Annotated in this window: 29 protein-coding genes and 3 pseudogenes; 29 read left to right on the top strand and 3 right to left on the bottom strand. The window is 34.1% G+C overall.

Annotation, left to right across the window (positions count from 1 at the left end; all coding sequences use genetic code 11):
• Positions 1–3 precede the first annotated feature (3 nt).
• The 23 genes and pseudogenes from TETH514_RS09700 to dhaL all read left to right on the top strand — a co-directional run bounded on the left by TETH514_RS09700 (position 4) and on the right by dhaL (position 19,413).
• The gene (locus tag TETH514_RS09700; RefSeq protein WP_009052511.1) at positions 4–735 is read left to right on the top strand and encodes an AIR synthase related protein; all 732 of its coding nucleotides are present in this window, start codon (positions 4–6) and stop codon (positions 733–735) included.
• Positions 736–765: 30 nt separating this feature from the next.
• Positions 766–897 (top strand): hypothetical protein, encoded by a 132-nt coding sequence (locus TETH514_RS13060; RefSeq protein ID WP_255345456.1) that lies wholly within the window; start codon positions 766–768, stop codon positions 895–897.
• Positions 894–992, top strand: a complete 99-nt coding sequence (locus tag TETH514_RS13185) for a bifunctional adenosylcobinamide kinase/adenosylcobinamide-phosphate guanylyltransferase (protein ID WP_012268755.1) — start codon at positions 894–896, stop codon at positions 990–992. Before TETH514_RS13060 ends, TETH514_RS13185 begins: the two co-directional genes overlap by 4 nt.
• Positions 993–1,040: 48 nt before the next feature.
• Positions 1,041–1,343 (top strand): bifunctional adenosylcobinamide kinase/adenosylcobinamide-phosphate guanylyltransferase, encoded by a 303-nt coding sequence (locus tag TETH514_RS09695; RefSeq protein WP_369791826.1) that lies wholly within the window; start codon positions 1,041–1,043, stop codon positions 1,341–1,343.
• 601 nt (positions 1,344–1,944) lie between these two features.
• Positions 1,945–3,672: a sigma-54-dependent Fis family transcriptional regulator gene (locus TETH514_RS09690; RefSeq protein WP_009052510.1), complete on the top strand. Its 1,728-nt coding sequence runs from the start codon at positions 1,945–1,947 to the stop codon at positions 3,670–3,672.
• Positions 3,673–3,878: 206 nt separating this feature from the next.
• Positions 3,879–5,081, top strand: coding sequence for a transaldolase family protein (locus TETH514_RS09685; protein WP_009052509.1), 1,203 nt, complete (start codon positions 3,879–3,881; stop codon positions 5,079–5,081).
• 31 nt (positions 5,082–5,112) lie between these two features.
• On the top strand, positions 5,113–5,958 hold the full coding sequence (locus TETH514_RS09680; protein WP_009052508.1) for a transketolase: 846 nt from the start codon (positions 5,113–5,115) through the stop codon (positions 5,956–5,958).
• Positions 5,951–6,898: a transketolase family protein gene (locus TETH514_RS09675; protein ID WP_009052507.1), complete on the top strand. Its 948-nt coding sequence runs from the start codon at positions 5,951–5,953 to the stop codon at positions 6,896–6,898. The genes TETH514_RS09680 and TETH514_RS09675 overlap by 8 nt, the downstream gene beginning before the upstream one ends.
• 10 nt (positions 6,899–6,908) lie before the next feature.
• Positions 6,909–7,370, top strand: coding sequence for a ribose 5-phosphate isomerase B (gene rpiB, locus TETH514_RS09670; RefSeq protein WP_009052506.1), 462 nt, complete (start codon positions 6,909–6,911; stop codon positions 7,368–7,370).
• Positions 7,371–7,388: 18 nt separating this feature from the next.
• Positions 7,389–7,661: an HAD hydrolase-like protein gene (locus tag TETH514_RS12950; protein ID WP_012268753.1), complete on the top strand. Its 273-nt coding sequence runs from the start codon at positions 7,389–7,391 to the stop codon at positions 7,659–7,661.
• Positions 7,574–7,869, top strand: a pseudogene (locus TETH514_RS13055) (HAD family hydrolase). Before TETH514_RS12950 ends, TETH514_RS13055 begins: the two are co-directional and overlap by 88 nt.
• Before the next feature lie 271 nt (positions 7,870–8,140).
• Positions 8,141–9,148, top strand: a complete 1,008-nt coding sequence (locus TETH514_RS09660) for a PHP domain-containing protein (protein WP_009052505.1) — start codon at positions 8,141–8,143, stop codon at positions 9,146–9,148.
• A gap of 13 nt (positions 9,149–9,161) precedes the next feature.
• Positions 9,162–10,088, top strand: a complete 927-nt coding sequence (locus TETH514_RS09655; protein WP_009052504.1) for a class II fructose-bisphosphate aldolase — start codon at positions 9,162–9,164, stop codon at positions 10,086–10,088.
• Between the two features lie 272 nt (positions 10,089–10,360).
• Positions 10,361–11,260, top strand: coding sequence for a dihydrodipicolinate synthase family protein (locus TETH514_RS09650; protein WP_009052503.1), 900 nt, complete (start codon positions 10,361–10,363; stop codon positions 11,258–11,260).
• Complete coding sequence (locus TETH514_RS09645) at positions 11,257–12,231, top strand: hydroxyacid dehydrogenase (RefSeq protein WP_009052502.1); 975 nt, start codon at positions 11,257–11,259, stop codon at positions 12,229–12,231. The genes TETH514_RS09650 and TETH514_RS09645 overlap by 4 nt, the downstream gene beginning before the upstream one ends.
• 171 nt (positions 12,232–12,402) lie before the next feature.
• The gene (locus tag TETH514_RS09640) at positions 12,403–12,792 is read left to right on the top strand and encodes a dimethylsulfonioproprionate lyase family protein (RefSeq protein WP_003870778.1); all 390 of its coding nucleotides are present in this window, start codon (positions 12,403–12,405) and stop codon (positions 12,790–12,792) included.
• Positions 12,793–14,247, top strand: a complete 1,455-nt coding sequence (locus TETH514_RS09635) for an aldehyde dehydrogenase (RefSeq protein ID WP_009052501.1) — start codon at positions 12,793–12,795, stop codon at positions 14,245–14,247.
• A gap of 175 nt (positions 14,248–14,422) precedes the next feature.
• Complete coding sequence (locus TETH514_RS09630) at positions 14,423–14,821, top strand: hypothetical protein (RefSeq protein WP_003870780.1); 399 nt, start codon at positions 14,423–14,425, stop codon at positions 14,819–14,821.
• Positions 14,822–15,172 carry a hypothetical protein gene (locus TETH514_RS09625; protein ID WP_003870781.1) on the top strand — a complete coding sequence of 117 codons (351 nt, stop codon included), beginning with the start codon at positions 14,822–14,824 and terminating at the stop codon, positions 15,170–15,172.
• Positions 15,173–15,214: 42 nt separating this feature from the next.
• The gene (xylB, locus tag TETH514_RS09620) at positions 15,215–16,744 is read left to right on the top strand and encodes a xylulokinase (RefSeq protein WP_009052500.1); all 1,530 of its coding nucleotides are present in this window, start codon (positions 15,215–15,217) and stop codon (positions 16,742–16,744) included.
• A gap of 150 nt (positions 16,745–16,894) precedes the next feature.
• Positions 16,895–17,290 (top strand): dihydroxyacetone kinase phosphoryl donor subunit DhaM, encoded by a 396-nt coding sequence (dhaM, locus tag TETH514_RS09615; RefSeq protein WP_009052499.1) that lies wholly within the window; start codon positions 16,895–16,897, stop codon positions 17,288–17,290.
• Positions 17,291–17,325: 35 nt separating this feature from the next.
• Positions 17,326–18,321 (top strand): dihydroxyacetone kinase subunit DhaK, encoded by a 996-nt coding sequence (locus tag TETH514_RS09610; RefSeq protein ID WP_003867647.1) that lies wholly within the window; start codon positions 17,326–17,328, stop codon positions 18,319–18,321.
• A gap of 450 nt (positions 18,322–18,771) precedes the next feature.
• Positions 18,772–19,413 (top strand): dihydroxyacetone kinase subunit DhaL, encoded by a 642-nt coding sequence (gene dhaL, locus TETH514_RS09600; protein WP_029688068.1) that lies wholly within the window; start codon positions 18,772–18,774, stop codon positions 19,411–19,413.
• A 671-nt stretch (positions 19,414–20,084) separates the two neighbouring features.
• Here the strand turns inward: dhaL and TETH514_RS09595 are convergent.
• Positions 20,085–20,822 (bottom strand): annotated as a pseudogene (locus TETH514_RS09595) (transposase); the annotation flags it as partial.
• Between the two features lie 370 nt (positions 20,823–21,192).
• On the opposite strand from TETH514_RS09595, the gene TETH514_RS09590 reads away from it, so the two are divergent.
• The 5 genes from TETH514_RS09590 (at position 21,193) to TETH514_RS09575 (ending at position 24,301) form a co-directional block, all read left to right on the top strand.
• On the top strand, positions 21,193–21,747 hold the full coding sequence (locus TETH514_RS09590) for a transposase (protein ID WP_003867651.1): 555 nt from the start codon (positions 21,193–21,195) through the stop codon (positions 21,745–21,747).
• A gap of 409 nt (positions 21,748–22,156) precedes the next feature.
• A complete protein-coding gene (locus TETH514_RS09585; protein ID WP_003867652.1) occupies positions 22,157–22,468 on the top strand; it encodes a hypothetical protein in 312 nt (103 codons plus the stop codon).
• A 10-nt stretch (positions 22,469–22,478) separates the two neighbouring features.
• Entirely contained in the window at positions 22,479–22,610 is a 132-nt protein-coding gene (locus tag TETH514_RS12400; RefSeq protein ID WP_232195821.1) for a hypothetical protein, read from the top strand.
• Positions 22,611–22,683: 73 nt separating this feature from the next.
• Positions 22,684–22,863: a hypothetical protein gene (locus tag TETH514_RS09580; protein WP_003867654.1), complete on the top strand. Its 180-nt coding sequence runs from the start codon at positions 22,684–22,686 to the stop codon at positions 22,861–22,863.
• Positions 22,864–23,080: 217 nt separating this feature from the next.
• On the top strand, positions 23,081–24,301 hold the full coding sequence (locus tag TETH514_RS09575; RefSeq protein WP_003867655.1) for an IS110 family transposase: 1,221 nt from the start codon (positions 23,081–23,083) through the stop codon (positions 24,299–24,301).
• A 93-nt stretch (positions 24,302–24,394) separates the two neighbouring features.
• Here the strand turns inward: TETH514_RS09575 and TETH514_RS09570 are convergent.
• Both TETH514_RS09570 and TETH514_RS12595 read right to left on the bottom strand, forming a co-directional pair.
• Positions 24,395–24,664: pseudogene (locus tag TETH514_RS09570) on the bottom strand (transposase); the annotation flags it as partial.
• Between the two features lie 98 nt (positions 24,665–24,762).
• Complete coding sequence (locus tag TETH514_RS12595; protein ID WP_003867657.1) at positions 24,763–24,921, bottom strand: helix-turn-helix domain-containing protein; 159 nt, start codon at positions 24,919–24,921, stop codon at positions 24,763–24,765.
• Positions 24,922–25,406: 485 nt separating this feature from the next.
• Between TETH514_RS12595 and TETH514_RS09565 the strand changes: the two genes are divergently transcribed.
• Positions 25,407–26,657: a 2-hydroxyacyl-CoA dehydratase subunit D gene (locus tag TETH514_RS09565; RefSeq protein WP_012268748.1), complete on the top strand. Its 1,251-nt coding sequence runs from the start codon at positions 25,407–25,409 to the stop codon at positions 26,655–26,657.
• The last annotated feature ends 10 nt before the right edge of the window (positions 26,658–26,667 follow it).

Below are 26,667 nucleotides of genomic sequence, written 5' to 3'. Positions count from 1 at the left end.
AAAGTGATTGAGAGATACAGAGATTTAGTTGTAATTTATGAAAATGATGTAGCATATGTGATATCTTGTGACAGCCTCGGAGCAATAGGGAATAAAGAGCATGATGTGTTAAAAGTTGATGAAGAGATTGTAGGAAGGACTACTGTAAAAGTGGCTCTTTCGGAAGTACTATGTGTAGGAGCAAAACCCTTAGTCATATCCGATACTTTATCCGTTGAAATGAATCCAACAGGGCAAAAAATTTTAAGAGGCATAAAAAGCGAGCTTGAAGAGAACGGACTTTCAGACGTAGTTTTTACAGGAAGTACTGAAGAAAATTTTCCCACATCTATGACAGGTATAGGAATCACTGTAATAGCAAAAGCAAATATTGGAGACTTAAAAATAAAAAAAGTCAAAACAGGTATGCATGTTTCTATTTTAGGTTATCCACGTGTAGGAAGTGAAGTTTTAAGCTCAAACGATGTGCTTACATTGAAAGACTACGTAAAAATTTCCAACTCAAAAGAAATAGTGGAAGCAATACCTGTGGGTTCAAAAGGGATAAAATATGAAATTGGCATATTAGAGAAGATATCAGGATTAAAGGTGGAGGCGAATTTTCCACAACATCTTGATGTATTAAAATCAGGGGGGCCTTCTACCTGCTGCCTTGTAGTCCACAGTGAGGAAGATACAGCCTCTATTAAAGGACTGACAGACAAGTCTTTAACATACATTGGAAGGTTAATTTAGGATAAAGGAGAAAACAAATTCTCATAAGAGATGCTTCTAATTGACAAAAGTTTTTTTAGAGTTGCTATAAAAACACATGAAGACAATGAAAAATTGATAAAGGCTTTAAAAGAAATAGATAAAGATTTAATAGAAGAGAAAGAGAGGGTTGCAATACAATGAGCCTCATTATGATTACAGGCGGTGCAAGGTCTGGCAAAAGTGAATTTGCTGAAAAATTGGCATTGGAAAAGGAAGAGACAGCGTCCTTTATATAGCTACTTCTATTCCTTTTGACGAAGAAATGAAAAAAAGGATCAAAAGGCATAAAAAAAAGACCAGCTTCATGGCAGACAAAAGTTTATAAAAATCTAAACAAGGTAATAGTGGAAAGCAATGCAAAAGTTGTATTAGTTGACTGTCTTACAGTTATGATTACTAATCTTTTAATAGAAGTCGATTTGACTTGGCAAAATAATTTAACTGCTTTTATGATATATGCAGACTGCGGCATTCAAAGAATGCCTAATGCTCATTTGGATAGCTTCAAAATTGCTTTCTTTTGCAAACATTGTAAAATTTTCATAGAGAAACTGGTATTCAAATCTTTAATAATAAAAATTATTTAAACTATTTCCTACATAAACTTTACACCAAACTTTTGTTATATTATTGGTGAAATCTAATGCAAACAGGGGTTGTTGCCCAAAATTATCCTACAATACCTTGACACGAACTTTGAAAGGGAGGGGCTTTTAATTTTTACTACAGTGATATATAATATAAGCGAAAACGTAAAATTAAGATATGGAAAATTAAATGTTTTAATAACATTTTTAAACAAAAAGAGTAAAAAGTGACACTAACAAATTCAGTATTATTCTTATTTTATCAATATTTTACAATGTTTTAAGTTAGTTTTATAGTTCTATCTTACTTGTTGTTTTCCAAAAATATGATTACTTATAAATTTTAATGAGAGAACTAATTTTGTTTATTGTGCTTTAATAACTAAATATCTGTTTTTAACATTTCTAAGAATTGTACTTCTTCTCAATAAGAAATTCTCCGTTCTAACTTTGTGGTAATTAAATTACAAATAGGAATACTTTTTTAGTTTTTAGACTAGCGATTTATAAAATATAACACATAAAAAGTTTAAAAAGTTACGTGAGGTGACAATACTTGATTTATCTTAGTCTTAATTTTATTTAAAAGGTGTGATGTTTTATGAAAGAAAAAATTGCTCGATTTGTTAACAAAAAAATAATATTGTTCAGGGAAGAAGACCTAAATAGAAATGGCAAAATTAATTTTAAAAAGTATAATTATATTATATTAACTTCTAATCGTTTACCTCAAAAAATAATTCCAATATTAGAAAATGGGAATACAGCTGAACGTTTAGCTATAACATCCTTTTTGACAGTTAAGGAAAACGAAGATATTGATTTAGAAAGTTATAATGGGGAAGTTTTTTTGGTGACTGACGATTACAATGAGATAAAAGGTGTTGTTACAAATAGAGAAATAATCTTTTTCTTACTAGATAATTTAAAATCTATTAAGGCTGAATTTGACCTTGTCAAAACTGACCTTGACGCTTTTATGGCGTGTTCAGACGATTTGGCCTGTATTACAGACGGATCTGGTTTAAAAGTGAGAATTAGCTCTTCTGCTGAAAAAATATATGGTTTAAAACCGGAAGATCTCATAGGTAAAAATGTGAGTGAACTTGAAAAGAATGGTATGTATTTTCCGTCAGCTACAAAGATTGCTATTGAGGAAAAAAAGAAAGTTACTGTAATTCAAAAAACAAAGACAGGCAGAAAATTATTAGTTACAGCTACACCATTTTTTGATAAAGATAATAACATTAAAAGAATTGTTAGTATATCAAAAGACATTACAGACGAGGAAAAATTAAAGACTGAGTTAAAACAAACAAAAGAATTACTTCAAAAATATGAAGAGGAACTATCTTCACTTAGAATTGCCCATCTTAAGAATTCTGAGATTATCTATAGAAGTAAACAAATGGAAAGATTGATAGAATTAGTAAATAAAGTCGCACCTACAGAATCTACTATTCTTATTTATGGAGAAACAGGGGTAGGAAAGGAAGTTTTAGCAAAATACATTCATAATATCAGCAGAAGTGAGGGACCATTCATAAAAATAAACTGTGGAGCGATACCTGAGAATCTTTTAGAAGCAGAGCTGTTTGGTTATGAGAAAGGGGCATTTACAGGAGCAAAAAGCGAAGGTAAACCGGGGCTTATTGAAGTTGCAGATAAGGGAACTTTATTATTAGATGAGATTAGTGAACTGCCTTTATCATTGCAAGTAAAATTATTAAGAGTTTTACAAGAAAAAGAATTTATTAGAGTAGGTGGTATAAAACCTATCAAAGTAGATGTACGAATAATTGCTGCTTCAAATAAAGACTTAAAAGAATTGGTGAAAGAAGGAAAATTTAGACAAGATTTATACTATAGATTGAATGTAGTTCCTGTTACTATACCTCCATTAAGAGAGAGGGTTCAAGATATACCTATATTGGCTTATCATTTTCTTAATATGTATAATGAGAAATACGGTCATTCCAAACAACTAACTAATGAAGTAATGGAAATATTTATGAAGTATCCCTGGCCAGGTAATGTTCGTGAATTAGAAAATGTTATAGAAAGAATTGTGATAATTTCTGAAAATGATCAGATAACAAAAAAAGATTTACCTGGAGAATTACTTAACCAAGAAGAAACAAATCACTCTTTTGGAGTGCATGTTTCCAGATTGATGCCATTAAAAGAGGCAAGTGCTCTTGTAGAGTATCAGCTTATAAAACAAGCCATAGAAGAATGTGGAAGCAGTTATAAGGCAGCGGAAGTATTAGGAGTAGATCAATCTACAATAATAAGGAAACTAAAGAAATACGAGTCAATGTTATCATAAACTTTAATGCAATTATGCAGTTATTAGATTTTTTAAATGCATTAAATCATTAACAAATTGAACTATTTGATGTAAATAAAATATTATGCATTCCAATTATAATAAGGCCTTTGCACTACAGTGCATGGGTCTTATTTTTTTGGCACGAATATTGCTTAGGTAGCTTAGATAGAAGCTTGAAAAATTGCCTATTGGAGGGTTACTAGATGACTAAAAATAAAAATTACAAACCTAGTGCAATGGAAAGGCTTAACTCATTGTCACCAAATGTAGAACTATGGTGGGATTCAAATCCTTTAATTTATGAAAAATGGTGTAATGACTTTTTAAATTCAATAGAAGATAAAGACTTAAAAGATTTAATAAGTTTTCAGTTAAAAAAGCTATGGGACCAAGAATCTGATCCAAAAGATTGGGTTTTTAAAGGAGTAACTACAAATCCCCCGCTTACAAAAGCGGTATTTGATAATTTAAAAGAGGAGTGGACAAACATTATACAAGAAATTATAAAGGATAATCCTCGAATGGATTATACCCAAGTAACATGGGAAGCATACAAAGAGGCGTGTAAACGCGGTGCAAGTCTTTACATGCCACTTTTTGAGAAATCAGGTTATAAATATGGTTATGTATCAGCACAGGTAGATCCAAGAATTTCAGTGGATACCAAAGAAATGGTAAGGCAAGCTCTTGAATTAAAGGCATTACAACCCAATATTATGGTCAAAATTCCGACAACTAAAGCAGGTGTTTTAGCAATATATATTCTTACAGCGCTAGGAATACCTACAAATGCTACTCTTTGTTATACTTTACCACAAATAATAGCAGTAGCAGAAGCCGTAAAACAAGGAAAAGCACTGGGAGAAAAATATGGAACCGATTATTCTAAGTGGCGTTCTGTGATTACAATCATGATAGGAAGATTTGAAGATGCAAAAATTTTTGAAGAACAAGCAAAAGAGAGAGGAATAGAACTAACCGAAGAAATGAAAAGGTGGGCAGGAATTGCTATAACAAAAAAAGCATGCAAGATATTGGCTAAGAGAGATTATCCGAGCAAAATGTTAGTAGCATCCAGCAGAGTTAGCCCTAAAGTAAATGGAACACAGTATATATGGCATATAGAAAAACTTGCAGGTTGTAATTTAGTATACACTATGAATCCTGAACTTATAAAAGCATTTATGATGCTGTATATGGACAGACCAATTGAAGATAAATGTGAAGAATCTGTTCCGGATGAGATAATGGAAAAACTACTAAGGGTTCCCTATTTTGCAGAAGGATATGGCGAAACTACAATACCACTTGAAGATTTTGAAAAACTTGAACCTACTATTACTACTTATACTCAATTTTCAAAAGCTGTTATAGACCTTGAAAATTATGTAAGGAGTTTATTTTAAAAAATAAAAATAACTGAAGGAGTTGATTCTTTTGAGCATTACTTTTGAAGAAATTGATTTGATAAAACAGACTGCTGATTTGATAAGAAAAGATTGCATTTGGATGAGTACCCGGGCAGGTACAGGACACCTTGGACCAGCACTTTCATTAGCAGAAATTTTAGCTACTTTATATAAAAGTGTATTAAAGGTAGATCCACAGAATCCAAAATGGCCTGATAGAGATAGGCTAATACTTAGTAAAGGCCATGGATGTTTGGCACTTTATTCTATACTTTCACAAATGGGGTTTTTTGAAAGAAAATTATTAGGAGATTTTTGTACTAAATATGATACTATGCTTCCGGGTCACCCAGAAATTAAGCTTCCTGGTGTAGAAGCTAATACTGGTTCTTTAGGACATGGAATAGCTCTAGGAGTAGGAATGGCTTTAGCAGCCAGAATGGACAAAAAAGAATACAGAGTTTTTGTAATAACTGGAGATGGAGAATTACAGGAAGGAAGTAACTGGGAAGCAGCCATGACTGCTGCTTATTATGGACTAGATAATTTAATTGTAATAGTAGATAGAAATATGTTGCAATTAGGAGATTTTACAGAAAATATAACCCGGTTAGAACCTTTAGCTGAAAAATGGAAAAGTTTTGGATGGGGCGTAGAAATAATAGATGGTCACGATATAGAAAAATTACTTACAGCTTTTAATAAAATTCCGTTTGTTAAAGGTCAGCCTTCTGTTATTATTGCTAATACTGTAAAAGGAAAGGGCTTAAAAATTGCTGAAAATAAGGTTGATTGGCACTATAAAGTTCTTTCATATGAACAATACGAGGAATTAAAAAATGAAATGTCATTGGAGGAGCTTTATCATGAGTGAATTAAAGAAGTCAACCAGAACATCATTTGCTGAGGCAATTGTTGAGCTGGGAGAGAAAAATCCAGATGTTGTAACTGTTGCAGCGGATTCAGCATCACGATATGGAGATTTTATAAAAAAATTTCCGGAAAGGAGCTTTAATGTTGGCATAGCAGAACAGACTATGGTAAGTGTAGCTGCTGGAATGGCTCTTTGTGGAAAAATACCTGTTGTCACATCATATGCTAATTTTTTAGCATTTAGGGCAGCAGAACAAATAAGAGTAGATGTGGCAGGTAGCAAATTAAATGTTAAATTAATAGGAACAGATACAGGATTTTCATCAGCGTGGTTGGGCTTTACACATTTAGCACTAGAGGATATGGGAGTGATTCGAGCAATTCCTGGAATAGTCATAATAGATCCAGCTGATGCAGCAGAAGCTTATGTTGCTACAAAAGCAATATTTGAATACAATGGTCCTGTTTATATGCGGCTTAGAGGTAGAAAAGAAGAACCGGTAATTTTTTACAAAAAGAAAGATTTTAAAATTGGAAAAGGAGAAATTATAAAAGAAGGAAAAGATGCTTTAATTATTGCTTGTGGTGGTGCTGTATATGATAGTTTAAAAGCTTCTGAAATTTTGCAGTCAAGAGGTATAAAAGTAACGCTTGTAAATATGCCTACTGTAAGACCATTAGATGAAGATTTGCTACTGGAGCTTACATCTTCAGTAGATAATATCATTACTGTTGAACATCACAATACAACGGGTGGACTAGGGAGTGCAGTGGCAGAATTTTTAACTGAAAAAAGGCCGCAAATTAGACAATTGAGGTTAGGAGTAAAAAATAGATTTGGAACGGCAGGTTCAGAAGATATGTTGAAAAAAGGGTTTGGGCTAGATGGTGAGACAATAGCTATAAGTATAGAGAATTTTCTTAAAAATAGAACTAAGTGAGGAGGAAAAAATGATGAAGATAATTTTGGGTAGTGATCATTTTGGTTTTGATTTAAAAGAAGTTATTAAAGAACATCTACAGTCTAAAGGAATTGCAGTAGTTGACATAGGGGTTTATGATAAAAATCCAGTGGATTATCCCGATATTGCTGTAGCACTTGCCGAAAGAGTTGCATCGGGAGAATTTGAAAGAGGAATTCTTATTTGTGGCACAGGGATAGGGATGGCTATTGTTGCCAATAAAGTGCCTGGAGTAAGAGCTGCAGTATGCCATGATGTGTATTCTGCAGAAAGAGCACGTAAAAGTAATGATGCACAAATTATGACTATGGGTGGAGTCATAGTAGGACCAGAACTAGCTAAAAAACTTGTAGATGTGTGGCTTGAGTCAGAATTTCAAGGAGGACGTTCTTTACCAAAAGTGGAGAAAATTAAAATGATAGATGCAAAATATCGCGGTATGGCTAAATAAATAAAAGAGCGGTTTACTTTGAATGTTAAAGCAGTTATTTTCGATTTAGATGTAACGCTAATAGATTCAAAAAAAGATATTGTTATAGCTGCAAATAAGGCATTTAGTGAATTTAATCTTCCAACTTTACCTGAAAAAACATTAGCATTTTTAACTGCTAACGGTGCTGAAGCAGTTATAAAGTGTGGTTTGAGGGAAAAAATATGCATTTGTTTGATAGAGTATTCGGCAGATTTGAAAAGATTTATGGCGAGTCCTGTACTAATTATACTTCTTTATTTCCAGGAGTAAGAGAAACTTTAAACTTTTTAAAAGAAAGGAAAATTAATATTGGAATTGCTACTCTTAAATGCAGAATTATAACAGAAAAGATTTTAAACATTTTAGAATTGAGAAATATTTTTCAGCTGTATTGTGCTTAGAAGATGTCAAAAATATAAAACCTCATCCAGAAATAATAGAGAAGCTATTGCAAAAAATAAATAATGTTTCAGAGTAAACTTTATACATTGGGGTTCTGAAGTTGAGGTTTTGTGTGGAAAAAATGCAGGAGTTTATACTGTGCTGTAACATATGGAACAGGAGATTTACAGTCTATCGTTGCTCTGCAGCCAGATTTTGTAATTACCGACTTAACAAAATTAATTGTTTTAGTATCTTAGTATTAGTATAAATAATTAATTCAAATAATAATTAATTAAATAAATGATAAAATAAAAAGTAACAATATGAAATCTTGCAAGATCAGAAAGGTGGTGAGTTTTGTATATATGTTATCTTTCGCAGAAGGTTCGATAGCTCCTGGAATTGTGACTACTTCTTCTTCATTAAATGCAAAATACGAATGTGATTTACACTGTCATACTACGCGTTCTGATGGAAATGATTCGCCGGAAGAACTGGTTATTAATGCCGCTAAAGGTGGTCTTAAAGTTGTTGCAATTACAGACCATGACGTACCGCCTCCTCTTTATCTGGATACTCCTCAAGGTAGGATTAGCGTAAAGGAATTTGCACACCAGCATGGAGTAGAAATAGTATTGGGAATTGAGTTTTCATGCGATACTTATGTAGATGATGTTCATATTTTAGGGTATCGCATGGATTGGGAAAATCCACTGTTAGCGGAAGCAGTAGAAAGGATGAGGAGAAGCAAAACAGAAGCATATAGAAAGCTATGTGAAATACTTACTGCTAAGGGAATGCCAATTGACTATGAAAATGAGATATTAAAGTATATTGATGAAGATGGAAATATAAGATATAGAGATCCAGACGAAGTTGAAAGAAAACATATATTTGAATTAATGGCCAAGAAGGGATATGCACCTTCATGGAAAGATGCAAAAATAATGGTTAGGGATGATCCTGAATTAAATGTAAGAAGGGAAAAAATAAGTCCATTTGATGCAATTGATTTAATAAAGTCATGTGGTGGAACAGCGGTACTAGCACATCCTTTTTTAATTGATGAAATAGTTCACTATCCCGATGGAAGAAATCTAACAAGAGAAGAATATATAGAGAGGCTTATAAACCATGGAATCGACGGTATGGAAGCACGATATCTTTACAGTAAAACAAGCTATAAAGGAAGTTTAAAAGATTTTGAAATTGAGAAGTATATTAGAACGAAATATTCTACAAGAGTAAAATTCTTTAGTGGGGGTTCAGATTACCATGCTGATCATAAAAAAGGAGTATCTAACCCAAGACATTTAGGTGAAGCAGGAGTTACATTACAGGAATTTAATTTCATAAAAGAATATCTAATATAAAGGAGCTGATATAATGCCACTTGTAACAAGTAAGGAAATGCTTATTTATGCAAGAGAGAATGGATTTGCAGTAGGAGCTTTCAATGCTTATAACATGGAAGTGGTTCAAGCTATAATCGAGGCAGCTGAAGAGGAAAATGCTCCTGTGATAATTCAGATAAGTGAAGGAGCAATAGCATATGGGGGTGAGAAATCATTTGCGGCTCTAATTAAAGTATTAGCTGAGGAAGCTACAGTACCTGTAGTATGCCATTTGGACCATGGAGTAAACTTTTCTACAGTTATAAAAGCATTAAAAGCAGGATTTACATCACTTATGTTTGATGGGTCGTCTCTTACGTTTGAAGAGAATATAAAAAAAACAAAAAAATTAGTTGAAATAGCACATGCTGCAGGAATTCCTTTAGAAGGGGAAATTGGGAAAATACCTGATGCAGCTAAGGGGCCCCTTTCTCCAGAGGAAGTAAAAAAATATCTTACGACTCCAGAAGAAGCTCTAGAATTTTATGAAAAGACAGGAGTAGATTCACTGGCAATTTCAGTGGGAAGCGCTCACAGAATGAAAGTTCAATCTGTGCAATTAGATATTGAAAGAATAGCACGAATAAAAGACAAGGTAAAAATACCATTAGTACTTCATGGTGCTTCTGGAGTAATGGATGACTCTGTTATTCAAGCAGTAAAAGCTGGGATTTCAAAAGTTAATTTTGCTACAGAATTAAATAAGGCTTTTACCAATGCTTTAAGGGAAAAATTATCAAATAACCCGGATTTAGTTGATGTTAGAAAATATGGTGCCGTAGCAAGAGAAAATGTAAAAAAGACTGTAAAAGAAAAAATACAACTATTGAATGCTACTAATAAAGCACCAGAGATATTAAAACTTATTAATAAAAGAAGTTTTGCAATGGGAAATAAAGATGTGGAAGCTATAGAATAACAATAACTTTAGTTTGCAAATGAGGTAATGATAGACTGTCTGTGAGCATTGCATTTGTGCATTGAAATAAAAAATAAATGGCAAATTTGCATTAACGATTTTTAATGTAGACTGTGAAACGATAGGAAACTTCACTATCAAACGTTTTGCGTGCTTTGGCACAATTTTTGCTTTACTGCTTAAAATAGAGGTTGAAATAGAAAACAAAACGAAAATAATGACTGTAAATTATTAAATGTAGTTTTAAACTAAAAAAGGAGGATATTACTGTAATGAGTATAAGAGAAAAACTTACAGGAGTATTTGCGCCACTTGTAACTCCTTTTGTTAATCAAGAAATTGATTATGAAAAGTTGAAAGAGAATATTCAGAAATTAAATAGTTCTAAATTAAAAGGTTATTTATGCTTAGGAAGCAATGGCGAATTTAGAAGTTTAACAGATGAAGAGGCAATTAAAGTTATAAAAACAGCTGCAAAGAGTAAATCAAAAGATAAAACTTTGCTTGCTGGTACAGGAAGAGAATCAGCATGGGCTACAATAGAATTTACTAAAAAAGTAGCAGATTTTGGAGTTGATTTTGCCAGTGTTCTTACACCTCATTATTTTGCTAGTAAAATGACTGATGAAGCATTAATCAAATTTTATACTGAAGTTGCTGATAAATCTCCTATTCCGATAACAATTTATTGCATTCCCAGATCTGCAAATGGAGTATTAATTTCTCCTCGAGCAATTTCTGTACTTGCGCAACATCCTAATATAGTTGGCATAAAAGATTCTTCAAAAGAAGATATAGGAAATTATGTAAATGCTGTACCTAAGGGAGCAGAGTTCTATGTACTTTCCGGCTCTATAAATAAATTTTTGGACGGTCTAAAAAAAGGAGCTATAGGCGGTGTTCTTTCAATGGCAAATTACCTGCCTGACCTTTGCTGTGAAATTCAAGAATTATTTAATGAGGGCAAGTATCAAGAAGCAGAAGAACTAAGTAACAGACTTTGTAAAATTAATGAAAAAATATCCGGCAAAGGTGGAGTAACAGCTGTTAAAGTAGCAATGAATTGGTTAGGTTATTATGGAATGGAGCCAAGACTACCATTATTACCGTTAAATGAAAATGAAATTGAGGAAATTAGAAGAATTTTACAGGAAGAAGGGCTACTTGCATGAAAAAAGTATTGCTTTCAGAGGAGATACATCCAGAGGGAAGAAAGTTATTAGAGGGAAAATTTGAAATTGTTACAGCACCTGATACAAGTCAACAAACGCTTATATCTATGGTAAAAGATGTAGATGCTATTATTTTAAGAACTAGATCAAAGATTACAAGGGAAGTAATCGAGAATGCTCCACATTTAAAGATAATATCGAGGACAGGGGCAGGAGTTGATAATATAGATGTAAATGCAGCAACAGAAAAAGGTATATTGGTTTGTAATTTGCCAGCAGTAAATAATTTATCTGTAGCAGAACACACAATAGCAATGATACTAAATTTATCAAAACAGTTAAGTTTAATGGATAAAGCTGTTCGCAGTGGCAATTGGGGAGCGAGAAACTCTAATATTTCAGTGGAGATAGAAGGGAAAGTACTTGGAATTGTTGGAATGGGGAATATAGGAAGTTTAGTTGCAAAAAAGTGCCATGATGGATTGGGAATGAAAATAGTTGCTTATGATCCATATGTAAAAGAAAAGTTTAGGGGTTATGATTATAAATTTGTTGACACGCGTGAGGAACTATTTAAAGAATCAGATTTTGTAACGTTGCATTGTCCTGATATACCTGAGACAAGAGGAATGATAACGAGAGAGCTTATATATTCTATGAAGCATACAGCTTATTTAATAAATGCGGCAAGAGGAACAGTAATAGACGAACAAGCTTTGATTGAGGCTTTAAAAGAAAAAAGGATCGCAGGAGCAGGCCTTGATGTGTTTCAGCAAGAGCCACCATCAAGCGATAATGAATTATTAAGACTTGAGAATGTAATACTATCTCCTCATTCAGCAGCTCTAACAAAAGAAGCGACTGTACGTATGGCAGTAGAAGCTGTCCAAGCCGTTATTGATTATTTTGAAGGCCGTCAACCAAAATATATTTATAATTACAAAGCTTTAAAAGAGAAGGGGTATATATAATTTGTTGATCTGAAAGTATTAAATAATATAGTAAATAAATCCTTACTTTTTATACAGATTAGTAAACGATTTTTGAAGGAGGTGATGGAATAATTTAAGGGGTTTTAATGTAAGCTAATAACTTCTGAAGGTTAGAAAATATTCTAAAAAATTTAAAGGGGGAATATATTTATGAAATATGTAGTAAATGTTAATTCTAAGGAACCGGATGTAGATGCAACGAGGTCATTAAGGGCATGGGTGAAGAACAGGGAGAAGCCAACGCTAAGAGATACTTACTGGTTAGTTGATCCAGAGAATTCGCCTTCTAGGCGTTTAAAGATGGGGTATACGATAATATATCCCACAGGGACTACAACAGGTCATGCACATGATGAGGAAGAAGTATACTTTGTAGTACAAGGCGAAGGAGTAATGGTTGTAGGGAATGACGAATTTCCAATAAAGCCAGGGGATGCATTATATGTTCCACCAAGAGAATTTCACACTACTCGACAGGTAGGCAATATTCCGTTAGTTGTTGTATGGGTGACTGGTAAAGTGAATGAGGAGGAGATATAGATGGTACAGCACTATAAAATGCTAATAGGTGGAAAATGGGTAGATGCAAAAAAGGGCGGAATAATAGAAGTGGTAAATCCTGCCACAGAGGAGGTGTTTGCGTCTGTTCCAGCAGCTACTAAAGAAGATGTCGAAGAAGCAATTTTAAAGGCACAGGAAGCTTTTTTAAAATGGAAAAAGGAAAATCCATTTCAACGGAGTAAAATTCTTCGAAAAGCTTCTGAAATAGTACTTCAACGTTCTGAAAAAATTGCTAGGACTATGACAGAAGAATTGGGTAAGCCAGTAAAAGAAGCCAAGGGAGAAGTAGAAAAAGGAGCAGAAATTCTTAGATATTATGCAGAAGAAGGTGAAAGAATTTATGGACGTGTAATAGCAAATGAAGAAAAGGATACAGAAAGTATAGTTGTATACGAACCTATTGGAGTTGCAGCAGCTATTACTCCATGGAATTATCCGATTGAATTGCTGGCTTGGAAAATAGGAGGAGCATTGGCATCTGGCTGTACGATAGTAGCTAAATTGCCAAGTGAAACTCCACTTTCTCCTTTAAAATTTGTTGAATGTTTAGTGGATGCAGGAGTGCCAGAAGGAGTTTTAAATGTAATAACAGGCTCCGGAGGGACTGTAGGGCCTGCATTAATAGAAAATCCATTGGTTAAGCGTGTTGCCTTTACCGGTTCTACAGAAACAGGAAAAGAAATTTTAAAAATGAGTGCTTCTTCAGGGATAAAGAAAGTAACTCTTGAACTTGGTGGCAGTTTACCAATGATTGTTTTTAAAGATGCTAATTTAGATGCTGCTGTTACGGGGGCTGTCAGGCGTAGTTTTAGGAATGCTGGTCAGATTTGCATTGCAGTAAACAGAATATATGTAGAAAGAGAAGTATACGAGACTTTTCTTGAGAAATTTGGAGCAAAGACAAAAAAACTGGTCGTCGGGAATAGTCTCATAGACGAAAATGTAGATATGGGGCCTATGTGTACAAAAGCAGGTGTTGAAAAAGTTGAACGTCATGTAAACGATGCTGTAGCCAAAGGTGCTAAAATAGTGTGCGGAGGTAAAAGACCGTCAGGTCCAAAATTTGAAAAGGGCTTTTTCTATGAACCAACTATTGTTCGTGATGTTAACCATGATATGCTGATAATGCGCGAAGAGACATTTGGTCCGGCGGTTGGAGTTATGCCATTTAATAACATAGATGAAGCAATACAATTAGCAAATGATACCAATTATGGTTTAGCAGCAATAGTATATACAAATAATATGAACATAGCTAAACGTTGTGCACAAGAGATTCAGGCAGGTAATGTTGCTATTAATAATGTAGATGCGGGAGTAATTAATGCTCCATATGGTGGATGGAAGGATAGTGGTTTAGGAGCAGAGCATGGTCCTGAGGGCTTGCATGAGTATTTAATCCAAAAACATGTAAGGATACATTACTTCATTTAATTAGTTTGGTTTTAAAGGAATTCCTTTCTACCTAGTTTTGTATTCGATATAAGTAAAAATGGTTTCTACCGGTGGGAGGAATTCCTTTGAAATATAAAGCAGAACTCCTTTTATCATAAAAGGGGTTCTGCAGGAAAACCAAAAATTTTATAAAAAAGGGGGAGTATTTTACATTATGAAGCTGTCAAGAATTTTGATAGGAGCAATTACAGGTGCTTTTGCTGGATACGGTGTATTCACAATATGGCCTTCAGCATTAGCTCATTGGCATTGGCTTGGTGGATGGCTTGCAGCAGGACTTATAATAACCACAGCATGGTGGTTAAACCACTATGCAAATGCATTTCCAAATGATCCAGATGGTGCATGGATAGATATGGCATTTGCCATATGGCTTTCATCTTTGCTGGGGGGTAATATACAACTAAAAACAAATGGCGAACTGGTAAGAGCTTCTTATGGCTTATATCATGGAATAAGTATTGGACCAGCTTTAGTGACCATTGTTCTCGAATTAATAGGAGCTACAATAGCTGGCTACTTATTACATCTATTCAGAAGGAGTGATGCATAAATGTGGACATGGCAACATGTAGTAACTACTATATTTGGCGGCATTTTATTTCCACTGGCAATAGGATTAATGTGGGGAAAACTTGCTGAGGAATGGAAAAGCATTGGAGGCTTACTTGCAGGATTTTTTATAGTGGGTACGGTGTGGTTAGTTAATCATGGAATAGGGCTGATTTTTGAGCCACAAATGAGTGGCCATCTTCCAGGACCATGGAGTGACCAAGCATTGACGGCATTTTGGGGTGCTTTTGTAGCTGATTTGTTTGATCGCAAAAAAATAAATTGGGCAGCAATTTTGGCAGGAATTTTAGGAGGTTTATTGGGTGGATTATTGTTGTATGCAACAGTTTAATGTTTTAATAAGTTTACATTAAGGATGAAGGGGGAGTATATTATGGCATATGTGTTGGGAATTGATGTTGGTACTTCTGCATGTAAAACGATAATTGTTAACGAAACAGGTGAAATTGTAGCTAAAGCAACAAAAGAATATGATTTTATTGTTCCAAGACCCGGCTGGACAGAAAGTGACCCTGAAGTGTGGTGGGATGCAACTGTTGACACAATAAAGAAGGCTTTAGAAAAAGCTGCAATCAAACCTGAAGAAATAGCAGCGATTGGATTGAGCGGTCAAATGCATACTCTAGTACCACTTGATAAAAATAGAAAAGTCATAAGAAATGCTATAATGTGGAATGACAATCGTGTTGGAAAACAATGTGATGAGGTTCATAACAAAGTTGGAGGAGAAGATAGGTTAATAGACTATGTTGCAAATACTGCTTTACCTGGATATACTATTGGAAAAATTCTGTGGATTAAAGAAGTAGAGCCGGGAAATTACGAAAAAATAGATAAATTTGTAATAGCTAAAGACTATATTAGATATAAATTAACAGGGAAAATTGCTACGGATGTTTCTGATGCAAGTGGTACATGCTTATATGATGTTGAGAAAAATAAATGGTCAGATGATTTAATAAATTTGCTTGAAATAAAGAAAAGCATTTTCCCAGATGTAGTAGAAAGTCCAGAAATAAGTGGACATTTAACTTCTGAAGCAGCTTCAATATTAGGCTTAAAAGAGGGTACTCCAGTAGTAGGCGGAGCAGGGGATGTATTAGCTCAGGCAGTAGGAACTGGAGCAACAGAAGAAGGAATAGCGATGCTTATAATTGGTACAGCAGGAATTGCTTCCGTCGCTCTTTCAAAATTTGGACGCAATCCAGGAGGTTCCTTACAACTTTTTAGAGGTGGAGTACCAGGAGAATGGAATATTTTCGGATGTACCCTTGCGGCTGGCGGGTCTTTCAAATGGTTTAGAGATTCATTTGGTCTCGAAGAAAAAATTATTGCAAATCTGAGCGGAGAAGATGCATATAACATTTTAGTTAATGAAGCTATGCAAGTTGAGGTAGGGGCTAATGGATTATTGTTTACTCCATATATAGTAGGTGAAAGATGTCCTTACACTGATCCAAATGCAAGAGGTGCTTTTGTTGGAATAAATGTTATGCATGATAAAAGAGCGTTTGTAAGAGCTGTGTTAGAAGGCATTGTTTTCAGCTTGAAGGATGCACTAAAATTAATTGAAACATTAGGTGTTCCCCTCACACAGGTTAGAGTAAGTGGAGGAGGAGCTATAAATCCTAAATGGAGACAAATCCAAGCAGATATATTAGGTACAGAAGTTGTTACAGTGAGTTACAGTGGCGAAGGAGGATCATATGGTGCGGCTATACTTGCAGGAGTAGGAGCGGGTTTCTGGCCATCAGTTAAAGAAGCAGCAAGAAAACTTCTCAAAATAGAAACTAGAACTATGCCAATTGCTGAAAATAAGAGCAAATATGAAAAAGTTTACGATATATATAGAGAAATATACTATGCTTTAAAGAAAGTTAATGATAAAATAAGCGAACTATGATAATAAGTAGTAGATACCCCCGCTTTTATACGGGGGTATCTATGTTCCTTCTTAATATGCAAATATTCTATGTTATCTGATCAGGAAATAAAATCCTAAAGTTTATTGCAAATGTATTGTATTATAGCGATACAAAAGAGAGGGATTTAAATGGCAGTCTTTATAATAGTATCACATAGCAAAAAGGTTGCTGAGGGTGTTGTAGAGATAGTTGAACAAATGAATAACAAAAATTCTAAGTTAATACCAATTGGTGGTACAGAAGATGAACGTATAGGAACTAATCCTTTAAAAATAAAAAAGGTAATAGAGGAAATTTATGATGGTGACAATATTTTTATTTTTGCAGATATAGGAAGTTCTATTATGGCGACTCAAATGGTATTAGATATGCTAGGTGAGAAAATAAGAAAAAAAATCACACTTGTAGATGCACCTTTGGTTGAAGGGACGATAGCAGCTGTTATACAAGCTTCAATTACTAATAATGTAAGCGAAATTATTCATGCAGCAGAAGAAAGCAAAAAAGTAAATAAATTTGGTTAATTTAAATTAATTAAATTAAAAGGAAGGAGATTTTTATGAGAAGACTAATCAATAATCCTTATGACGTGGTGGAAGAAATGCTGGAGGGGTTTTGTAAAGCTCATGATAAACATGTAAAGTTACTGGAAAATGATGGGCGCGTAGTAGTTTATAAAAGGGCTCCAGTAAAGAACAAGGTAGGAATAATTATAGGAGGAGGTTCAGGACATGAACCGTTATTCTTAGGATATGTTGGTGAAAATTTTGCAGATGCAGCGGTTATAGGAAATATCAATACTTCTCCTTCTCCAGAACCGTGCTATAATGCGGTTAAAGCTGTGGATGCAGGACGTGGATGCCTATATTTATATGGAAATTATGCAGGAGATGTAATGAATTTTGACATGGGAGTTGAAATGGCAGCTGCGGATGGAATTAGAGTTGAGACAGTTTTGGTAACTGATGATGTGGCTTCTTCAGCGAATATTAAAGATCGGAGAGGAATTGCGGGAGATTTCTTTGTATTTAAGATAGCAGGTGCTAAAGCAGCTACGGGTGCAGATTTGGATGAAGTAAAAGCTGCTGCAATAAAAGCAAATGACAACACAAGAACAATGGGAGTTGCACTTGCAGCAGCAACACATCCATCAACAGGTAAACCAATGTTTGAATTAGAGGAAGGACTTATGGAAATAGGCATGGGTATACATGGTGAACCAGGCGTTAGAAGAGGTAAACTACAGGAAGCTGATAAGGTAATTGATGAAATAATGAATCATATATTACCTGACTTACCGTTTAATAAGGAAGATGAAGTAGCAGTACTTGTAAATAGTTTAGGGGCTACTCCGTTAATGGACTTACATATTTGTTTTAGAAGAGTAGCTCAGATTCTAGAAGAAAACGGAATTAAGATTTATAGATCATTTGTGGGACCATATGCTACTACAATGGATATGGTAGGCATGTCAGTTACTTTAATGAAATTAGACAACGAATTGAAAGAACTATTAGATTATCCTTGCGATACTCCTTATTGTGTTATCAAGTAATGAAATAATTGTTGACCAATTGACCAGAAGCGAACACCATTGACTTCGCTGGTGTTCGCTTAACCCTTTTAGAACTAATATATTAAATTGACTAAAAAGTGCATGATGAGAATAACCCTTACGGCCAGGACTAGAGGAAGGGAATTCAGGTATTGAAGACAGGTCTAGATTTTCAAACATAGAAGAATAGAAATCAATTTTAGACTGAGAGGTAAAGAGTTCAGGTATATTTAAAAGCAATTGAAGCTGATACATGTAGGATTTCCTCCTTCTTAAAAAATTTTTTATAGTGTATATATAATAATTCGACAAATGGGAGGGGAAATCCTACATAAAAGATAAAAAATTCAAGAGTGATAGGAAAAAAGTATGTCTGTAGAATGGCTTAAATGAAGCCTTCTGAATTTTGCACAAGTCTAATTAAATTGATACAAGGGAGTGGAAATGTTCATGTATAAAGACTACATACTTAATAAAAGTTATTTTGTGAAAGTTATTGAAAATTTAGCGGAAGTTATAGAACAGCAAAAAGATTATTTGACTAAATTAGACTCTGAAATAGGTGATGGTGATCATGGAGTAAATCTGAGTATAGGATTTAGAGAAATTATGAAAAATTTGCCAGAATGGAAAGAAGGAAATCTAACATTTTTCTTTAAAAAAGTAGGGATGGCTTTATTATCTAAAGTTGGTGGTGCTGCAGGACCATTGTATGGGAGCTTTTTTATGAAATTTGGGGAACCGGCGGAAAATAAAGAAGAAGTTGATTTTGAAGTTTTTTACAATATGTTTAAAGTGGCAATAGAATCAGTTGAAATGAGGGGTAAAGCTGTAGTAGGAGAAAAAACGATGGTTGACGCTTTAAGGCCTGGGTTGGATGCTTTTACAAAGGCTATAGAAGAAAATATAGAGCCCAAAAAAGCGTTTGAAATATTTGTAGAAGCAGCTAAGAAGGGTGCAGATTCTACTATTCCATTGGTAGCAAAAAAAGGTAGAGCAATGAGACTCGGAGAAAGGGCAATAGGGCACCTTGATCCAGGTGCAGCTTCGTCAGTATTGATATTGGAGACATTTAGAAATAATTTACCGTAATTAGGGGAATTTTTTGGTAGAAGAAGAGGATTTTGTTTATCCTAAGGTAGGACAACTTTTTAAATAAACAAAATAACAATATTGTACTTTGAATACATGTAAATTCGGAGTTAAATTGGACAGGTATAATCGGTACTTTTAAAATTGAAAAAATGGTGAAATCTAATGCCAAAGTTTAGCAAGTAATTAAAAAATTAAAAGATTCACAGATTAAAAAATAGGAAATCCTTGAGAAGCTATAAGTTCTCTTAAAGGATACGAATAAATAGTTGAATAGAGAATTTTTTGGACAATTGAAAAAGCAAGCATAAAGTGATAATTAGGATTTGATTTTCCTGGGAATTCCTTTATTTTATTTTTTGAATTCGGCTACGATATAAATTTTACAGGATTAGGGGAATTCCTTTAAAAATATGTAATAGAATTCCTTATTTATAAAATAAGGGTTCTACAAAAACCAAAAAATGAATTTAGGTGATTGCAAAATGAAATAAATATTAGAGTAAAAAAGTTACATTACAAGGAACAAAATAAAGAAATTACATTTTAAAGGCACGCTCAAGAGGGGAAAAGAGAAATGGAAAAAAGATACAAATTCAAAAAAGACAATACTTAACACACCTTTTTAATGTAAAAAGGTGACAAACAAATCAAACCATAAGAACAAGTTATCAAGCCAAAAGTTTTTTCAAAGATAAAGGATGTTCAAAAGTACCAAGCTTTGCAGTAATAATTAAACCAATATGCTGAGTGATAGCCCCAAGAAAAACATCAGCTTTGATTGACCTGGTATTTATGAGTTTAAAGCTATCAACAGCGATAGAACTTTTTAAAAGAGAAATAGATTTTTCAATAATAGGGCGTTTTTCATAAAGTTTGGACCACTTTTTAGAGTTACGAGGGACAACAGTATTTTTTCTAAAATCAATATCAAGGGTAGTATAGAATATTCTGCCACATTTAGAAGAGGTACAAGGGTTATCACATTCAAGAATATAAGTAGTTTTACCATTTAGTCTAACTTTTTTGGACATAGGGCAAAGCCATTTAATTCTGGTAGTTCTACCTTTTTCCCGAACGATACCATCATAGGACATTTTAAGAGAAGGGTCACGGGGACAGGTAGGGATACCATCAGAGTTAAAAGTAGGTTGAAGTAAGTTTTTAGAATTTCGAGGGTTAATAGGGATAATAGGTATTATGCCAAGCTTTGAGAACAAGTATTTATAATTATCAAAAGAATCAAACCCGGCGTCACCTAAGAAGTATCTATAAGAGAAAATAGGATGTAAATTAAAGAATTCCTTAAGAGAAGGGATTAAAGTTTTAGAATCGTACAAATCTTTAAACTCGGCAGCAGATTTAGCGTCATTGACATCTAAAGAATCATCGTCATAGAAACTAGTGTGAAAGTGAAATAGTGAAATTTGGGCACACCAAAAAGGGCACCAAATAAAGCTGCCCAAAACCAAATAATGGTAATATATAATGATGTTAAGTAATTTTTGGAGGGATAATAGTACAACCTTCTTTTTCTAAAAATTTAATAGCTTTTTTAATATATTGTTGCTTATGCTTTTGATAAAGTTTTTCTGGCATATTAGTGTAATCGGAGTCAGATGGATTAAAAGGTTCTTTTTTCAAAAGCATATGATAGAGGCAGGTGAGGATCATACGAGCAATAGCAACAATTGTACGTTTATGACCCCGACGCTTTTTAATACGTTCATATTTAAGCTTTTCGTCCCTTCTAGTTTCGTCCCTCCTAAGGATATCCGCATGTTACGTGAACTTGTTCGCTATCGTTTTAAACTTATTGGACATCGCTCTAGTGAAAAAAACAGGCTTCAAAATGCCCTCACCGTATCCAATATCGCTTTAGCCTCCGTCGTCAGTGATTCTTTCGGTAAATCTGCTTCTTCTATCATTGAATATATTTTAACTTGCGATACTTTTGACCCTGAATACTGCAAGTCACTTCTACACAAAAGTCTTTATAAAAAGGCTGACGAAGTCATTCAGTCGATTATTGGATACGAATTGAGGGATGATCAATCAGTCAAGTTGAAGGTTTGCAGAAAACACTATGACTTTATCAATCAATGTGTTTCTGATTTAGATAAAGCCATTTCTCAATTAGCCAAACCTTATCAAGACTTGATTGATATCGCTGTTACCCTCCCTGGCATAACCGAAAAATCGGCAACTTATATCATCGCTGAAATCGGCACGGATATGACAGTTTTTAAATCTGACAAGCACCTTTGCTCTTGGGCTGGTCTTACTCCTCAAAACAACGAAAGTGCAGGTAAGAAAAAATCTGTCCATGTCTAAAGAGCAGGCGTTTACTTAAAACCTCTCTTAATACAGTGTGCCAATGCAGCAATTAGGGATAAAAAGAATCATTGAGATGGCTTTGCAATTTTTTAAGATTACCTATTTCTTACACTCCTTTTTTGGTTTAAAAAGAGCTTGTAAATATTCGATTTATCGAATATTTAAGTTAAAATATTTTAGCCTACTGGCCAAAATATCACAACTATTTTTTATTACTTTCTGAAGGAACCAACAGTGTCCCATTAAGCGTTCCAATCAAAGACTTTATAAAAGTGCTTATCCACAATATAGCAAGTAAAATTGCTAATAATACTGTATACCAGTATATAAGCTGTATTTTTGTATACATAAATACATTAAAAGCCGGCAAAGTTGCCTTGCTGAAGGAGATGTTGAATTAAGCACTATGATTGTGGCTTTAAGTTTTATTGCTGCAATTTTTGCAGTTCCATTTTGGATGAGGATTTTTGCTTCTCATACGAACGTTCCTGTACCGACAGGTCAACTACTTATGTCTATATTAGAAGTTCTTATTTTGCCAATGGATTTAACAAGGACTTTGTTAGTGAAAGCTACTGCTGCTTTTTCTCCTATGGTTGCTATACCAGCGGCTACCATGCCTATCTTTCAGATTATTTTACTGATTTTATATCTTAAATTAGGGCCTTGGATAAAGAAGAAGTATCCAAGACACATAAATTATATGGAATGCAGATAGTTGGCAAAAGTTGATTGCAGAAGCAACGCAGGTTATCAGAATGAACGGAAAAATTGAGGATATTACGGCAACTATACACACACATCCAACATTAAGTGAAATAATAGCAGAAGCAGCAGAAAAAGCGTTAAGTAGCTTTTAATGGTTTTTCAGTAGACATTGTTTTTATAAAATAGTGCTGTCAAACAAGTTGAAAGTTGACACAGAGTGTTAAAATGTATGAAAAGGGTGAGGAGATGAATATTTTATATATTTCCGGAAGTCCAAGGAAAAAGAGCAACACTGACATTCTTTTAAAATTAACTATGTCAATTACGGGAGGAGAATTTATAAAGCTTATAGACCTCTATGCCGTAACTACGGCACCATCAGAGGATGAAAATACCCTTTTTTGATGTATAATTAGTACAGCGGCTGGTGAAGAAAGGTCGTTCTTACCTTGGTGCTTTGAGCCCGACTTATAGGCAGACTCCAACGACCAGGTGCACCACAGATTGTTGCTCCCTTTACGGGAAGCACGCAGGATAGAATAACCCCTTATGGTTGTTGCACCAGCTTTTCAATATTACAAGTCGCTATCGTTCAAATTTTAAAAAGGGAGTTGGTTCTTTCATGGATTTAGTTTATTCTCACGTTTGCGGATTAGATGTCCATAAAAAGAATGTCGTAGCTTGTATAATAACACCAGAAGGTAAAGAAATCCGCACTTTTTCAACTATGACCGATGACCTTATTGCATTAAAAGAATTTATTAAAGCTAAAGGTTGTTCTGTTGTTGCTATGGAAAGTACCGGCTCTTACTGGAAACCTATTTACAATCTCCTTGAGCTTGAGAATATTAAAATCCTACTCGTCAATGCTAAGCATATTAAAAATGTCCCTGGTAGAAAAACTGATGTAAAAGATGCCGAGTGGATAGCAAGTCTCTTGCAACATGGCCTTTTGCAAGGCAGCTTTGTCCCAGACAGAGAACAAAGAGAGCTTCGCGAACTTGTCCGCTATAGAAAAAGCCTCATTGAAGAAAAATCAAGAGAGCTTAACCGCATACAAAAGGTCTTAGAAGGTGCTAATATTAAACTGTCTTCGGTAGTCTCTGATATTAATGGAGCTTCTAGTCGCTCTATTCTTGAGGCTATCATAAATGGTGAAGAAAATCCTGAAACCTTAGCACAGCTTTCCCAAGGTAAATTGAAAAATAAAATGGATGAACTAAAACGCTCTTTAAAAGGCCTAATTAATCATCACCAAAAAACTCTCATTGAAATTCAACTCAGGCATATTGATTATCTTGACCAAGAAATAACTAAATTAGATGAAGAAATTAAAAATAGAATGCACCCTTTTGAACAAGACCTGGCACTGCTGGATACTATCCCTGGTGTCGGAAGAAGAACTGCAGAACAAATAATAGCCGAAATCGGTACAAATATGGAACAGTTCCCCTCTGCTGCCCATTTGTGTTCCTGGGCAGGGCTGTGTCCAGGTCATAACGAAAGTGCTGGTAAACAAAAGTCTGCCAGAACTCGAAAAGGTAACCAAAAATTGCGAAGCTCTCTTATTGAAGCTGCCAGGGCTGCCTCAAGGGCAAAAGATACTTATCTCTCAAGTCAGTACCACCGCATCGCTGCTCGAAGAGGAGCAAACCGAGCAGCAGTTGCAGTGGCACATAGCATTTTAGTTATAGTTTATCATATTCTCAAGCAAAAGCAACCATATATTGAATTAGGTCCTACTTATTATGAAGAGAAAAAGCGTAATATGATTATTCGTCAATCTTTAAAAAAGCTAGAGTCTTTAGGTCTTAAGGTCACGGTCGAATCTGTAGCGTCTTAACTTTTAATTTAACCTTATTAATCATTCATTTATCCCATATTTTTACATTGGTATGGGTTTAGTTCTTTGTTGCCTTTTTGAGAGACACTATTTTCAGGATAGATATTTTTCTAATCTGCCTGAATACATTATAATCAATTGGTTTAATACTATATCCCAATTTTTATATCTTACGGTCCATTTCTTTAATACATTCATACTTACCAAATATAGCATTTTTTCTAATGCTTCATCGGATGGAAATATTGTTTTTGATTTTGTAACTTTCCTTAACTGCCTATGGAATCCTTCAATTATATTCGTTGTATACATTATTTTCCTTACTTCATTAGGAAATTTATAAAATGGACTTAAAACATTCCATTTCGCCAAATTGAGTCTTTACAGTCTCAAAAATCTGTACCATTATTTTGAAAATAAAAAAGTCTCATTTTTGAAACTCTTCTTAACCTTTTAAAACATTAATTTAGCAATTTCTTTATTTCTTCTACAGGTAACTTTGTAATTTTTGCAATTTTGTCGATATCTATGCCTTCTTTTAACATTTCTTTTACAATAGCAATTTTTTCTTGCATTACATCTTTTTCTATTTCTTTCTCTATTCCTTTCTCCAATATCATCTTATATGCTTCAGATTCTTCAATTTCTCAACATATTCTTCCTTCCGTTTCTCCTTAATTACCTTCTACTTATAACCACACTTCACAGTGATAATAAATCCGTTACACTCTCTATAAGTGATTCTTCTACTTCATCGTCTTGTCAAGAATGTTTCTCATAAAACGGGTTTGGCTAAACTTAAAAACTGTGGTAATATTGAATTAAAGGATTTTGCATTCTTTTGCCAATGAATAGAATTAATTTAAAGGAGACTAAAATGATGAACGAAATAAGTATTGCGCATCTTAGGCTTTGCTACTTTTATTCATGTAGATGAGAATGGAAGGCCAGCGCCGCATAATGTTACCTTACCTGAGCCTGAGAATGAAGAAGAAAGAATGCTTAGGGAAAGGGCAAAACAAATTATCTAGGAGATGAGAAATAAATATCAACTGGAGAAAAAACCACTTCTGTGAGGAAGGGGAGTTTATGGGGTAGTGATAAAATGGATACAATAAGGATTTATACCAATATTATAAAAGAGAATATGGATAGACCGGAAAAAGTAAATAAGCTAATAAACTTTGGTCTTACCGCTGCTTATTATTATGTGAGCTTTTTCAAAGACAAGAGGATTCCCAAATCTCTTAATTACCTAAATAAATACTCTATAAAAAGCATAAAAGATTCTTTAGCAAATCCTCAAAATTCTGCTTGGGTAAACCTCTTTGCACCCTCTGAATTTTTGATTGCTATGGACATAAAACCCTTATTTATTGAAGCATATTCTTCTTTCATGTCAGGCTTCTTCATCGAAGATTATCTCGTCGATACTGCCGAATCGAGAGGCATGTCAAATACTTTATGCAGTTACCATAAAACTTTTATAGGAGCCAGTGAGCTTAATATTCTCAAAAAACCTAAATTTATGATGACTACTTCCATGATCTGTGATGCGAATATACCTACTTTCAAGTATCTTTCAAAAAAGCACGGGGTTCCACTGTACATTATTGATATTCCCTACAAATATTCTAAAGACGCTGTAGTGTATGTAAAAAAACAACTTTTAGAAGTGGCGGAAAAGCTTGAGGAAGTCTTTAACAGAAAGCTTGATACTGATAAATTGAGGGAAGTCGTAAAAACGGAAAATAAAACAAGAGCACTTATGAGAGAGTATTTAAATCATGCGGGAGAAAAAAGATTTTTACCTACTATGACCTTTGAAATGTATATGCTTTTTGCATCCCATGTATTCATTGGAAGCAAGGAAGTATTGCATTTTTATGAGATGTTAGTGGAGGATATAAAAAGAGCTCCTGAAAGAAGTGGAAAAAGCATATTTTTTATACACCTTCTTCCTATGTTTGAGAAAAATTTTAAAGATTACTTTAATTTCAACGATAAATTTCACATTGCTGGTAGTGATTTAAATTATGATTTTCTTGAGGAAATTGATGAAAACGACCCATTCAAGGGAATTGCTGAAAAGCTTATCTTAAACTCTTTTAATGGTGAAATAAATAGAAAAGTTGCAAGAATCAGAGAACTGATAGAAAAAATAAAACCGGACGGCATTATACAGTTTTGTCATTTGGGCTGTAAACAGTCGATGGGTGGAACGTTTATAATTAAAAATCTTGCTTCAGAATTGGGTATTCCATTTCTTTATTTAGATGGGGATTGTGTAGACAAAAGAAATAATCAAGAGGGACAGAATAGGACGAGGCTCGAAGCCTTTCTTGAAATGCTCTAGTAATCCTTCT

It is taken from the genome of Thermoanaerobacter sp. X514 (assembly GCF_000019065.1).
In the GTDB taxonomy this organism is placed as follows: Bacteria; Bacillota; Thermoanaerobacteria; order Thermoanaerobacterales; family Thermoanaerobacteraceae; genus Thermoanaerobacter; species Thermoanaerobacter pseudethanolicus.
The sequence above is the reverse complement of the archived record's forward strand: the minus strand, read 5'-3'. Positions and strand labels throughout refer to the sequence as shown.